Annotated in this window: 10 protein-coding genes; 8 read left to right on the top strand and 2 right to left on the bottom strand. The window is 45.1% G+C overall.

From position 1 onward, the window contains the following. The first annotated feature begins 14 nt into the window (after positions 1 to 14). Positions 15 to 1100 (top strand): glycosyltransferase family 9 protein, encoded by a 1086-nt coding sequence (locus ACLWOR_RS14420; RefSeq protein ID WP_413941470.1) that lies wholly within the window; start codon positions 15 to 17, stop codon positions 1098 to 1100. Next, the gene (locus ACLWOR_RS14415; RefSeq protein ID WP_413941469.1) at positions 1021 to 2112 is read left to right on the top strand and encodes a glycosyltransferase family 9 protein; all 1092 of its coding nucleotides are present in this window, start codon (positions 1021 to 1023) and stop codon (positions 2110 to 2112) included. The genes ACLWOR_RS14420 and ACLWOR_RS14415 overlap by 80 nt, the downstream gene beginning before the upstream one ends. Positions 2113 to 2172: 60 nt before the next feature. Here ACLWOR_RS14415 and ACLWOR_RS14410 read toward each other — a convergent pair whose 3' ends face one another. Both ACLWOR_RS14410 and ACLWOR_RS14405 read right to left on the bottom strand, forming a co-directional pair. Next, complete coding sequence (locus tag ACLWOR_RS14410) at positions 2173 to 3585, bottom strand: sigma-54-dependent transcriptional regulator (RefSeq protein WP_413941468.1); 1413 nt, start codon at positions 3583 to 3585, stop codon at positions 2173 to 2175. Then, entirely contained in the window at positions 3582 to 5462 is a 1881-nt protein-coding gene (locus tag ACLWOR_RS14405) for an ATP-binding protein (RefSeq protein WP_413941467.1), read from the bottom strand. Before ACLWOR_RS14405 ends, ACLWOR_RS14410 begins: the two co-directional genes overlap by 4 nt. Positions 5463 to 5534: 72 nt before the next feature. Here ACLWOR_RS14405 and ACLWOR_RS14400 point away from each other — a divergent pair, with 72 nt between their 5' ends. From ACLWOR_RS14400 to ACLWOR_RS14375, 6 genes are read left to right on the top strand one after another with little or no spacing between them, the layout of a single operon-like run. Continuing rightward, on the top strand, positions 5535 to 6482 hold the full coding sequence (locus tag ACLWOR_RS14400) for a bifunctional riboflavin kinase/FAD synthetase (RefSeq protein ID WP_413941466.1): 948 nt from the start codon (positions 5535 to 5537) through the stop codon (positions 6480 to 6482). Beyond that, complete coding sequence (locus ACLWOR_RS14395; RefSeq protein WP_413941465.1) at positions 6460 to 7296, top strand: hypothetical protein; 837 nt, start codon at positions 6460 to 6462, stop codon at positions 7294 to 7296. Before ACLWOR_RS14400 ends, ACLWOR_RS14395 begins: the two co-directional genes overlap by 23 nt. A gap of 46 nt (positions 7297 to 7342) precedes the next feature. Then, a complete protein-coding gene (gene pilB, locus ACLWOR_RS14390) occupies positions 7343 to 9052 on the top strand; it encodes a type IV-A pilus assembly ATPase PilB (RefSeq protein WP_413941464.1) in 1710 nt (569 codons plus the stop codon). Further along, a complete protein-coding gene (locus ACLWOR_RS14385; RefSeq protein ID WP_413941463.1) occupies positions 9052 to 10092 on the top strand; it encodes a twitching motility protein PilT in 1041 nt (346 codons plus the stop codon). The genes pilB and ACLWOR_RS14385 overlap by 1 nt, the downstream gene beginning before the upstream one ends. Continuing rightward, a complete protein-coding gene (locus ACLWOR_RS14380) occupies positions 10093 to 11322 on the top strand; it encodes a type II secretion system F family protein (protein ID WP_413941462.1) in 1230 nt (409 codons plus the stop codon). After that, positions 11323 to 12888, top strand: a complete 1566-nt coding sequence (locus ACLWOR_RS14375; RefSeq protein ID WP_413941461.1) for a two-component system sensor histidine kinase NtrB — start codon at positions 11323 to 11325, stop codon at positions 12886 to 12888. It abuts the gene before it with no gap. The last annotated feature ends 38 nt before the right edge of the window (positions 12889 to 12926 follow it).

Below are 12926 nucleotides of genomic sequence, written 5' to 3'. Positions count from 1 at the left end.
ATGAAAGTTGTGCAGTGAAGGATATTCCTGCGGTTTCGCTTTTAATTGTTCATCTGGGTGCCCTCGGCGCGGTTGTTCGCAGTACGAGTTTGCTGCGTGCTATTAAAAGAAAATATCCGCGCTCAATGATCACCTGGGTGACGGATGCTCCCGCTCATCAGCTGTTAAAAAATCATCCGGCAATTGACCGTGTTCTTACAACATCAGAAGCAGATCTCTTGTCGTTGTCTTCTTTGGAATTTGAAATCGCTTTGGTGATCGATAAGTCATTAAAAGCGGCAGGCATCTTAAAGCGTACAACAGTGGATAAGACATATGGGTTTCAAGTGCTTCCTCGTAATGGCGCCATTGTTCCGGCCACGGCGGCAGCACAAGAGCTGTGGGAGCTTGGGCTTGATAACGATAAAAAGTTTTTTGTGAATAAAAAGCCTGAAACACAATTGATGATCGAAGCTTTGGAACTCGGTCCCTATCAACGCGATGATTATTGGCTGCCGTTGCAAGACACGGAAGAAAAAGAAAAACAATCCCGCCGCGAACTGTGGTTGAGTAAAAATAATAAAAAAATTGTGATTGGACTGAACACAGGTTGCAGTCCCGTCATTCCTTATAAAAAGCTATCGGTCGATTTTCAGCGTCAGATAATAAAGGCTATTCAAGAAGAAATCCCTCATGCGGAAGTGGTGCTTTTGGGAGGCCCTGAAGACACACTTCGCAATAGAGAAATTGCTCAAGGTTTAGATGTTATTTCAACAGCAACGGAATCAGGTTTGCGCGATGGACTTGTCAGTGTTGCGGCGTGCGATGTGATTTTAACGGGAGATAGCCTTGGAATGCACATGGCTATTTCACAAAAGGTGCAAACTGTGGCATGGTTCGGACCGACATGCGCACACGAAATAGATTTGTACGATCGTGGTGCTGCGATTTTAAGCAAAAGCTCTTGCAGCCCTTGCTGGAAGAGATCTTGTGAACGATCGGTCATGTGCTATGATCAGGTCTCTTTGGAGGAAGTTCTCAATGCCCTTAAATCTTGTTGTTCAAACAGCCTTTCTCGGGGATCTGCTACTCGCAATCCCGATGCTGAAGCGCTGCCGTGAACTGTGGCCAGATCACAAGCTCGGCTTGGTCTGTCGCAAAGGTGTAGGCAGCTTTCTTCTTAAAACCGGTTTGATTGACGAACTCTACGAAGTTCAAAAGGGCAGTGCTGATTCTTACAATCAAGCACTTGAAAAAATCAGCAAACACGAAGTGAATCATTTGATTGTCCCACACGAATCTTTGCGCACGGTTTTCTTTGCTTCACGGATTAAAGCTAAAAAGAAAATTTCGTTTTATAAATTCTGGAACTTTGCATTTTACGATGTTCGTGAAAAAAAGCCGATGGCGTTACCAGATTCCCTACGCCAAATGAGCCTCTTACAATTTCAAGATGCGACTTTAAAAAAGAATCTGCAAGACTACGCAGCTACAGCAAAACCTTATACGCCCGATGAGCGAGGTCATTTATCAGCCCCACCAACATGGGCCTCAATGAGCCTGCGCCAGCAAGTTCTCAAAGACGAAGAAGCATTTAAAAATCTCCAACAGAAGTTCAATCTCGATTTCTTCGGAAAAGAAAAAGTAGTTTTAATTTTCCCAGGCTCCGTCTGGGCAACAAAACGCTGGACCGAAGAAGGCTTCATGGCAACAGGACAAGCCCTGCAAAGAAAAGGCTATAAAGTTATAGTCATGGGCGGCCCCGGCGAAGAAGCGCTAGCAGAAAAAGTAGCCGAAAGAATCAACGGTTCCTTCTCTCTAGCAGGAAAAACCAGCATCTTCGAGTCCGCAGCATTAATAGCAAGAGCATCTTTGGTGATAGCAAACGACAGTGCATCAACTCACTTAGCAGCAGTCTGTGAAACTCCGCACATCGCAGTCTTCGGCCCAACAGTACTCGAGTTCGGCTATCGCCCATGGTCCGCAGAAAGCTATGTCGTAGAAAAAACAGGCTTACACTGTCGCCCATGCGGAAAACACGGCCACAAAGAATGCCCTATTGGAACTCATGTCTGCATGAAATCAATATCAGCCACACATGTCGTAGATAGAGCCGAAGCAATACTAAAATAAACCGAAGCAAGAATTTGGAGGTTTAATCTTCCCTCCAAATTCCCCCGCGCTCCGAAGAGCTTAGTCTTCTCCGGCGTAGTCTTTCACATTGATTCCGTATTTACGGATTTTACGAAGAAGAGTGTTCTTAGGAATATTTGCCTGCGCCACTGTTTGATTGATTCGGCCCTGGTTGGCCTTCAATGCACTGACAATAAATTCTTTTTCCATTTCTTCTTTAAAGGCATCAAAATCCAAAGGACCTTGATATCCAACGCTCGCCATTTTTTCTTTGTCTTCTTTTGGCGCGAGTTTGATTGATTCAGGCAATGATTCAACCGTGATCTCGTGAGAGTTCTCCACGATAAATGCACGTTCAACCGCATTTTCCAGTTCACGGATATTTCCTGGCCAGCGGTAAGATTTTAACATGTCCAATGCTTCAGCTGTAATGCCGTTGATAACTCGGCCATGCTGTTTAGAAAACTTCTTAATGAAAGTTTGTACCAAGGCTTTAATATCATCTGTACGCTCACGCAAAGGCGGCAAGAAGATCGGCATGACGTTCAAGCGATAGAACAAGTCTTCGCGGAATTGGCCTTCTTCCATCATCTTCTCAAGGTTGCGGTTGGTTGCCGCAATAATGCGTGTGTTGGTTTTCACTTCACGTGTGCCGCCAACCGGGGTGAACTTCTTGTCTTGAAGAACGCGCAAGAGTTTGACTTGCATATCAGGTTTTAATTCACCCAATTCATCCAAGAACAAAGTACCATTGTTCGCCATTTGGAACTTACCGATTTTTCTTTCCACAGCACCCGTGAAAGCCCCTTTTTCGTGACCGAAAAGTTCGCTTTCCATCAAGCTCTCAGGAATAGCTCCGCAGTTAATAGCGACAAAACCACCGGATTTGCGAGGGGAGTTGAAGTGAATCGCACGGGCCACAAGTTCTTTACCAGTTCCGTTTTCACCGCGAATGAGGACTGTCGTATCGACTTTGCAAAGGCGATAGATCAGGTTGAAAACTTCTTTCATTTTTGAATTCGAACCAACAAATTCGCTTTCGATATCGTCGTCAAAAATCGGATTCGAAAGGGCCAAGTTCGAAACCAACTCACGCGCTTCCAAGCTTTGACGAACAATCTCTGTGAGTTGTTGTGGGTTGACTGGTTTTTCAACGTAGTCGTACGCACCTTCTTTAATCGCGATAACCGCGTCATGCAAATTCGAATGCGCCGTCATCAAAACGACGAACGTACGAGGATCGTGTTCTTTGATCGCGGTCAATGCTTCGATACCATTCATCTCCGGCATTTTGACGTCCATTAACACCAGATCGAATTGTTGCTGTTGAACTTTTTGTAGAGCTTCTTTACCAGTTGAAGCTTCTTCGATTGTGAACTCCACATCAGGCATTGCTGATTGAAGGATCGAAATCACCGAACGGCGTAGTTCTGCTTCGTCATCAACAATCAGTGTTAGTAATTTGGGAGTCATAGAATCACCTCATCTTCTTCGGCTTCAACAGGCAATGTGAATGAAACAGTTGTTCCCTGTCCCAGTTGGCTTTCCATTTTCACTTTGCCGCCATGAAGTTCAATAAAATACTTTACGAGATAGAGGCCGAGACCGCTACCTTTAGTTCTTAAATCTTGATCACTGCCGCGCGTGAATTTGCCCCAGACTTTGTCCATGTCTTCAGGCTTGATTCCTTCGCCAGTGTCTTTCACCAGGACATGCACGTGTTCGTCTGTTTCGTAAGAAACAACCTCGATGTGTCCTTGTGAAGGAGTGTACTTGATCGCATTTTCAACCAGATTGATCACCACCTCTTTAATCAAAGTGCTATCAAACTCGAGTGAAAACATCGGTTCTAGTTGCGTTTCAATCTTAATGGCTTTTTCGCGAGCCAGGGGACGAAGCTGTTGTAAGGCCGCTTCAATGATCTCGTTAATATCAGCCACTTCTTTATTAATTTTAAAGTCACGGGACTCGACACGAAGAACTTTCAGAATCGACTGAATATAGCGATTGAGTTCGTCACTGAAAGTTCCCAAGGATTTTAAGTCTTGAGTCAGTTCAGGATCCGTGTGCTGCGTTTGCAGGCGATTGACGATGGCTTGAATCTTTGCAATCGGCGTTTTTAAGTCATGGGAGATTAAACTCACGAAGTTATTTTTCAGCTGCTCCAGCTCTGACAAATACTGTTGCTCTTGTTGCAATTGGAAGTTTTGACGCTCAATCTTTGTTGCCTGATAACCGATAAAGATCGTCCATGTTGCCGCTAATAATACAAACGGAGTGAATGCCGGCGACCAGAAATAGAATGTATCAAACACCCATGCCGACAATGCGGCAAAAAGAGTTCCCACCCAGACGATCGAAAACAATGCCACAGATTGAGGGTAGTTGGTGATCAAAAATACCGCAAAGAACATCAACAACAACAAACCGGCCGCGTACCACCAGAAGGACAAACGCTTGATCCATTTGTTGCCCAGAACCGTATCCAAAACATGCGCCAGAATTTCTGTGCGCGACAGAGTTCCAACTGGTGTCATGTAAACTGGTCCCGAGGATGTTTCTGCGCCAATCAAAACAATTTTATTTTCAAAAACGTTCGCCGGAAGCTCATCGTAAAGAATTTCGCTCAAAGTGTATTGAGCAAAAACGCGCGAGCTTCCACGATAGTTGATCGGAAGACCCGCCAAAGTTGTGGGATAGGATTTCCCCGTGATTCGTTCAATCATATGGGGCATGTCAGCTCTTTGCGGGAATACGCGACGAACCACGCCGTCTTCGTCACGGCGAACTTCATTGCTTCCGATATTGCTGTGCTCACGATTGGCAAAAGCAGGCAATAAGACACGCTCAAAGTTATTTGTCGTCGAGGCCCAGACAATGCGTGGATCTAAAAACAAACGAGCCTCGTCATAACTCAAACGGGGAGTTCCGATATTATCGCCAAAGTAAAGTGTCACACCCACAGATTGTGGGTTCTGTTTCATAATTTTGCTTAGGAGCTCGACCCAAATTCTTTTATCCCAGAAAAAGCTATCCGTGATGTCAGTGACTTCGTTCATATTGTCGAAACCACCGGTGAGAGGTTCGTAAATATTTGTAAAGTCGGCCTGGTGCATAGTGATCAAAACAATTTGTGAGGAGGTTTTTTGGTCACCACGAAGTTGAAAGCGTTGGTCGTAAGAATTGATCTCGTCTACCGAAAGGGCTAGGCAGCCAATCAGCCAGCATAAAAAGCATCTCAGCCAGAAACCGCGACGTAGCGAAAAAAAGCGAAGCAGGACTTCACTACGGTAAAGGAGGTTTTTAAAAATCGACTGAGAAAACGGATCTTTTTGCACGCGTCGCAACATAGCAAATTTACTGAAAAATTCAACAATTAAAAGACCTTACCGTTAGCCGTTAAAAGGAGTATATTGAAAAATATGCAGGTTTATCAGGGTGTAAAAGAGCTTCCCGCAAGCCTAGAGGCTTCGGTTGTGACAATTGGAAATTTTGACGGGGTCCATTTGGGCCATCAGCAGCTTGTTGAGACGGTGACCCGCGAGGCGCAGCACTTTGGAGTGCCCTCTGTCGTGTATACATTTCACCCTCATCCTGTGCGAGTTTTGCACCCTGAAAGGTCCACTCAAAGACTTTTTGATCTACGTGATCAGCAAGAGCAATTCCGTTCACGCGGTATTGACAGCATGATTATTGAAAATTTCACCCTCGAGTTCTCGAAAATTTCACCTCAGGATTTTTTGCAAAAGTATATCGTCGATAAACTTCATCCAAAAACTCTGGTGGTCGGTCACGATTTTTCTTTTGGTGCCAATCGCGCCGGAAATATTCCTTTCCTGGAACAGTTCTGCTCAGAGCGCGGCATTCGTTTGATCATCATTCCGCCGTTTCAGTTGGGTGGAAAAGTCGTGTCATCAACGCGAATTCGTGAGGCTTTGTTGGCAGGCGAGGTGGAGCAAGCGCGTGAGCTTTTGGGCCGTAGATATTATCTTCGAGGGCCTGTTGAAAAAGGATTTCAGCGTGGTCGTACGATCGGTGTTCCTACAGCGAATATTCATCCCGACGTGGAGTTTGTTCCACGCAAGGGTGTGTATGTGACTTTGACTAAAGTGGGATCGGATCTGCATCCTTCGATTACGAACATTGGAGTGAATCCGACTTTTCACACCGAGCAAAAACCGCCGCTTAAAGTGGAAAGCCATATTTTCGATTTTGATGCTCACCTGTATGGAGTGGAGCTCGAGGTGTACTTGTTGCACTTCCTTCGTGATGAAAAGAAATTCAACGGCTTGGAAGAACTCAAAAATCAGATCCAGGAAGATCTGAAAGAAGCACGTAGGTACATGGATGAGCACAAAAAAGATCTATGAAATTCGCCCTGAGGGTCCGAGTTTTTTCTTTCGTTTTTTAGAATTTCTTACCAAGAAAAATTCCTGGGATCTTGAGTTTCAGCATCAACCCGGACTCACTCCCGAGGTTCATCATGATGCCGCGGGAATAGCCGTGGATCTTTCTTTGTCGCAAAGTTTGTTAGAGGGAATTGCAGTTCAGCCGACGCTTGTCCGAAATTTGCAAAGCCTGGATTCTTTTTTTCAAGACGATGGTGCTTGGCTTCCGCGCATTTTGTATTATGAAGCTCTTCGTTTAGTTCTTATCGAAAAAGCCCGTGACCTTGATATTCGACAACCGGCCTTTGTTGTTGCCCGTGCGGAAAAGATGCGAATCGTGGCGTCTTTATTGGCGGAAATGGGCTTTTCGAATATTTATCTGGTAAGTGCAGATGCGGATGATCTTGATCAGCAACAAGAGTTTTTGTCGCGACGTCAATTGGGAATTCGTTTTCACAAAGTTCCTGCCGAAGAACTCACTTTGCAAGTGGTGAGTGCGGCCATAATCATTAATGCGGAAGATCTTTATAATGATGAAGCGCTTTTAAGTGACCTTTCATATTTCAATTACATGAAAGGTAATGGCTATGTTTTGGATCTGCATTGGGAGGCAGAAAAGAATTTGCTCTTAGAAGAAGCGCACAGTGCAGAACTTAAAACTCTCTCTCCAGTTTTGATTCTCGGGCATCTCGTGAATTTGTGGCTTCAGCGGTTGAATCTGCCAACACAGATAAAGGTCGAGGAGATCGAGGAAAGCTGGATTTTGTTTTTGAAAGAAAACTCTTCCTCCGTCTAGTTACAAAAAATGGCACCCTAGAGTAAAGTATGTCGAGGAGTGTCGCATGTCATCGTCATCACTCAAGATAGGGGAAATGCTGGTTCGACAAGGTCTGATGAAATCAGACCAGTTGGCAGCAGCTATTGAAGAGCAAAAAAAATCGGGATCGAAGCTTACAAGCTGTATCATTCAATTAGGTTTTCTTAAAGAAAATCAAATTCTTCGTGCGCTGGAAAAGCATTTCTCTGTTCCCGGAGTTGAGGTCAATACTTTCGAGGTTGATCCGGCTGTCGTGACACTCATTCCAAAAGATGTGTGTGAAAAGAACACACTTATTCCTCTGCAAAAAGCACATAATACTCTCGTCGTAGCGTTCTCGGATCCAAGTAATATCATGGTGAAGGAAGACTTGCGCTTCATCACTCGTTGCCGTATTCAGGCTGTTGTCGGTACTGAAAGTGCCATCAGCTCTGCAATTGATCGATATTACGGCGGTAGTATCAATATGAAGTCTCTGAACTCCGTGTCCGATGGGATCATGGAAGAGGAGTTTTCATTCTCAGGACCGACAGCAGAAATTATTGACCAAGATGGTGGCGTGGATGATGCGCCGATCGTGAAGTTCGTGAACTCGATCTTGGCGGACGCGATTCGTAAGCGTGTTTCCGATATCCATTTTGAGCCTTATGAAAAAAGATACCGCGTGCGCTTCCGTATTGACGGTAACTTGGTTGAAGCCACAGCGCCTCCTTCGGGAACAGCTGCGGCGATTGCCTCTCGTATTAAAATTATGTCCAAACTTGATATCGCCGAAAAACGTCGTCCTCAAGACGGTCGTTTGAAAGTGCGCACGATCAAGGGTAAAGAGATGGACTTCCGTGTGAGTGTTTTGCCAACGATGTGGGGCGAGAAAGTCGTTCTTCGTCTATTGGATAAATCCAACTTGCAATTAGATATGACTAAGTTGGGATTTGAAGAGGACGATTTGAAACTCTTTAAATCCGTGATCCATTTGCCACAAGGGATGGTTCTCATCACAGGTCCGACGGGATCTGGTAAAACCACGACAATTTATTCTGCCTTGGCGGATTTGAATCAAACCGACGTGAATATTTCCACAGCCGAAGACCCTGTTGAGTTCAACTTAGAGGGTATCAATCAGGTGCAAATGAATGCAGACATCGATCTGACATTCTCGTCTGCTCTGAAGTCTTTCCTTCGTCAAGACCCTGACATCGTCATGGTGGGGGAGATTCGTGACTTAGAAACAGCTGAGATTGCTTTTAAAGCGGCCTCAACAGGTCACTTGGTTGTGAGCACTCTGCATACCAACGATGCTCCGGCGACGATCATTCGTCTGACAGAGATGGGTGTGGCTCCGTATATTATCACTTCAACTGTGAACTTAATCGTCGCGCAACGTCTGGTCGGTAAAGTTTGCGAGTCGTGCAAAGCGCCGATTGAAGTTCCGCAGCAGACACTTATCAACTTAGGTGTGCCTGCGAATGAAGTGGGCGATTACAAACTTTTCAAAGGAAAAGGTTGTGCCAATTGCAATAGCACAGGCATCAAAGGTCGTGCGGCGATCTACGAACTTTTAGCAATGACAGAAAAAATGAAGGAAGCCATCTTAAAAGGTGCTTCCACAGGGCAGCTTCGTTTCTTGGCTCGTGAGCAGGGAATGCGCACACTTCGTCGAAGTGCTCTTCTGAAACTTAAGCGTGGAATTACAACAATTGAAGAAGTCTTGAACGCTTCAGTAAAGGATGTCTAATGAGTCTCACTGAACTTCTTTTGCAGGCGAAAGCAAAAAAAGCAGATGAATTTCTTTTCGTAGTCGGGGCAGAGCCTCGAGCGCGACTTGCAAATGGTTGGGTGACTCTGCGCTCTACGCCTGGTCTGGTGACAGAGTGGAATTTGTTGCAACAAAGTCTTCTTTCAAATCAGCAAAAAGCAGTTCTTGATACAACCGGTGTTGTGCTTGGTGAAACAGCTCTTGATAGTCACCGTGTGGGCTTCTCATTCTTTCAAGAAGGTGCCACGATGAAGGCCGTTGTCGACCTTGACGTGGATGGACTCAAGCAAGAAGTCAGTTTGCCAGCTTCTCTTTTAGAGAACGCGCTTCGCATGAAAGGCATGATGTTGCTATCAGGCCCAGGTGAGGGCGGACGTTCTTGGATTTTGCAAAAGCTTTTACAAAAAATGAGCGAAGAGAAGTCTTTCTCTGCAGCTGTTTTATCGGCGCGCACATTTCCGCAAATCCGGGATGAAAAAGCGTGTTTTGTATATCACAACGGACAGTTTGCTCGTAGCGAAGACCGTGAGTCTTTGCTTGCCGGTTTGGACCTTGTTGTCTATGACGGTTTTTCTGACGAGAAATTCCTGGAAGCTCTTAATCTAGCTGAGCAAGGAACATTTGTTATTTATTCTATGAAATCTCCTTCAATGGAAAATACTTTGCGCCGCTGTTTTTCTGTTTTGCATAAAAACTTTGGTGCGCAAGGCTCTCCACGTTGGGCGGAGGTTCTGAGTGTCGTAGCGGGGAGCTATGGCATGCCGGGCCTCAGTGGCGAAAGAGTTTTTGCTCATGAAATTCTCTTGGTAAAACCTCAAGTGCGCAGTCTTTTGGAAAATGAAGACTGTAAAGGCGTCTTGCAGGCCTTGGGACAGGCGGCTGAGAACTCCGGCTTGCTTGCTTTGAATCAATCGCTCTTACAGCATTTGATTCGTCGTCGTATTGATTTGAAAACAGCATTTGAAGTTTCCAGAGATCCAGACAACTTAGATCAACTTTTGAAGAAGGTAGGGATCTAGATGGCAAAGTTTTCGTATCAAGCGAAAAACTCCGTTGGACAAATGGTTCAAGGGGAGATCGAAGCAAATTCTCAACAGGAAGCAATTATCCGTTTAAGAGCTCAACAGCTTCTTCCTGTTCGAGTGGGGTTGGCAGCAGGAGGCGCTCGTCCGCGTCCGAAGCCAGGTCAAAATGCAGGTTTTTTTGCGGGCCGTGTGAAGGGTAAGGACTTACAAATCTTCACGCGTCAGTTTGCGACCTTGATTAACGCCGGTATCCCGGTTGTGGATTCACTTAAAATTCTTTCTGAAGGTTTGCGTCCCGGTCTTTTAAAAGAAGCTTCGGCGCAAGTGAAGTCATCAATTGAATCCGGTCGTCGTTTGGCTGAAGCCATGGCACATGTTCCAACAGTATTCGATAAACTCTATGTCAATATGATTCAGGCTGGTGAAGAAGCCGGTATCTTGGATGGAATCTTGCAGCGTTTGGCTTCTTATATGGAGAAGTCTGAAAAACTAAAAGCCCAAGTAAAAGGGGCCTTGGTTTATCCTGTTGTGATTATCGTTGTGGCGATGCTTGTTATCGCTGGTATCTTGGTTTTCATCATTCCGAAGTTCATGGAGTTCTTTGCTTCTTCGGGTAAAGAACCACCTGCATTGACTATGATGGTTGTCGGTATCAGTAACTCTCTGACACAGAACTGGCAGATGTGGTTGGGTGGGTTGATTTTAGGTCCGATTCTGATCAAGCAATATCTGGCAACGCCGGATGGGCAAAACGCATTTGACCGTTTTATTTTAAAAGCGCCGGTGTTTGGCGAAGTTGTGCAGAAATCATCGATCGCGCGTTTGACAAGAACGCTTTCGACGTTGCTTTCGTCAGGTGTTGGTTTGATTGAAGCAATTGAAATCTCGGCAAAGACTTCAGGTAATATCGTTGTTGAGCAAGCCCTTTTGCGTTGTAAAGAATCCGTCATGGCGGGACGAACTTTTGCGTCGCCATTAGGAAAAGAAAAAACTTTTCCTGACATGGTTGTGCAGATGATTTCCATTGGTGAGCAGTCTGGTACGCTCGATGTGATGTTGGGTAAAATCGCGGATTTCTATGAGGACGAAGTTGAAACATCTGTTAAAGCGATGACTTCTTTGTTAGAGCCACTTTTGATGGTCGTTTTGGGTGGTATCATTGCCGTTCTGGTTGTTGCCATGTACCTTCCGATCTTCAATATGGCCGAGGTCGTCGGGGGATAGATGCGTCTCAGTTACGGCCTACAGAATAATAAGAATCAAGGACTGATGCTGGAGTTAACTCGCATCAGTCTGTTTTTTTTGATTCTGTTGATCAGTGTTGTTTCCAGTATTTTTCAAAATGGATTTGTGAATTGGGAGATCTTAGGGCCGTTTTACGGAATTCTGTCGATCGCTTTCACTTTGCATCTGGTCTATCTAGCGACTTGGGAGTCTCTTCTAAAAAAGCCTCTTTTGCTTTTCGCGGGTTTTGTCCTTGATGCGATTTTCATTTCTTTTTTAATTTATTACTCAGGTGTGAATCAGTCCCTATTTCTGTTCTTGCATCTTGTGAACATTCTGCTAGCGGGAATTGCATGTCGGGGAGTGGGGGCGGTGACGCTGGCTCTATTGACCAGCATCTTCTTTACGACGGCGGCTTTATTTTCGCCGGATATGAAGGCGCTCAATTTCTTTTTCTTGTTGGCGCTTAATAATATCGCATTTTTTGCGGTTGCGGGTCTGTCGGGTTATCTGAGTGAGCAGTTGCAAAGTGTTGGAAAAGAACTTTCTGTCACAGGATTAAAGCTCCGTTCGGCTCAAGAGTTGAATCAAATTCTTTTGGAGAACATTCCGACGGGTATGGTTTCTTATTTGGAATCCGGCGAGATTGTAACTGCGAATGAATCAGCAAAAGCTATTTTATCCCAAGAAAATTTGCTCAGTGAAAACTGGTTGCGACTTTTTCCGAGTCTGCAAGCGGCGGACTTTAAAGGCGATGTGAAATACACTTTGGGTGATCATGCTATTATTTTGGGTATGACTCAGTCCAAAGTGTTCAGTCCTGAGTTGCAAACGCATTTGGTGATCGCATTATTCGATGATCTGACGAAGATTCGTCAGCTGGAATATAATGCTCGTCAAAATGAGAAGATGGCAGCAATTGGTGGATTGGCAGCGGGTATTGCCCATGAAATCCGCAATCCCTTGGCGGGAATCAGTGGCAGTATTGAGCTTCTCAGTCAGACAGTTAACAGTGATGATGATCGAAAACTGATGAAGATCATTTTGCGCGAAATTGATCGTTTGAATGCTTTGATTACTGAGTTCTTGGATTATTCCCGTCCAGAAACACCGCCGACGGATCCGGTGGACCTGGGCTCACTTTTGAATGAAGTTTTAGATTCGATGAAACTGAATGCTCAAGTGCGCGGGGATGTGATTCAAGTGCGTGAGTTTAATGAGGGTTTAAAAATCTTAGGCCGTCGCGACAAGCTGAAGCAGGCTTTCTTAAATATCGTCATCAATTCATATCAAGCGATGACCGATACGACTCAGGCCAAGATTGAAGTTAAGACAATGTCGAATGAAAAAGAGATTGAACTTCGCATTCGCGACTCGGGTTGCGGGATGAGCGAACAAACCAAACGGAAAATGTTTGAACCTTTCCATACCACGAAAGCAAAAGGCACGGGCTTAGGTCTAGCAGTGACGCATAAGATTCTGGAAGGTCACGGGGCGAAAGTTTTTGTCGAGAGCGAGCAGGGTGTGGGTACAGAGTTTATTTTGACATTTCCGAAGGCACACTGAGAGAATAACTAAAAGTCAATGGGACGTGGGAGCAAATA

The organism is Bdellovibrio sp. HCB2-146, from assembly GCF_047345725.1.
In the GTDB taxonomy this organism is placed as follows: domain Bacteria; phylum Bdellovibrionota; class Bdellovibrionia; order Bdellovibrionales; family Bdellovibrionaceae; genus Bdellovibrio.
Note: the sequence above shows the minus strand (reverse complement) of the source record. Positions and strands in the feature narration are given on the sequence as shown.

What these genes read in the sequence shown, in the direction of transcription:
- ACLWOR_RS14415 (WP_413941469.1), top strand. Translation starts at nt 1,021, where the DNA reads ATGCCCTTAAATCTTGTTGTTCAAACAGCCTTTCTCGGGGATCTGCTA.
- ACLWOR_RS14410 (WP_413941468.1), bottom strand. Translation starts at nt 3,585, where the DNA reads ATGACTCCCAAATTACTAACACTGATTGTTGATGACGAAGCAGAACTA.
- ACLWOR_RS14405 (WP_413941467.1), bottom strand. Translation starts at nt 5,462, where the DNA reads ATGTTGCGACGCGTGCAAAAAGATCCGTTTTCTCAGTCGATTTTTAAA.
- ACLWOR_RS14400 (WP_413941466.1), top strand. Translation starts at nt 5,535, where the DNA reads ATGCAGGTTTATCAGGGTGTAAAAGAGCTTCCCGCAAGCCTAGAGGCT.
- ACLWOR_RS14395 (WP_413941465.1), top strand. Translation starts at nt 6,460, where the DNA reads ATGAGCACAAAAAAGATCTATGAAATTCGCCCTGAGGGTCCGAGTTTT.
- pilB (WP_413941464.1), top strand. Translation starts at nt 7,343, where the DNA reads ATGTCATCGTCATCACTCAAGATAGGGGAAATGCTGGTTCGACAAGGT.
- ACLWOR_RS14385 (WP_413941463.1), top strand. Translation starts at nt 9,052, where the DNA reads ATGAGTCTCACTGAACTTCTTTTGCAGGCGAAAGCAAAAAAAGCAGAT.
- ACLWOR_RS14380 (WP_413941462.1), top strand. Translation starts at nt 10,093, where the DNA reads ATGGCAAAGTTTTCGTATCAAGCGAAAAACTCCGTTGGACAAATGGTT.
- ACLWOR_RS14375 (WP_413941461.1), top strand. Translation starts at nt 11,323, where the DNA reads ATGCGTCTCAGTTACGGCCTACAGAATAATAAGAATCAAGGACTGATG.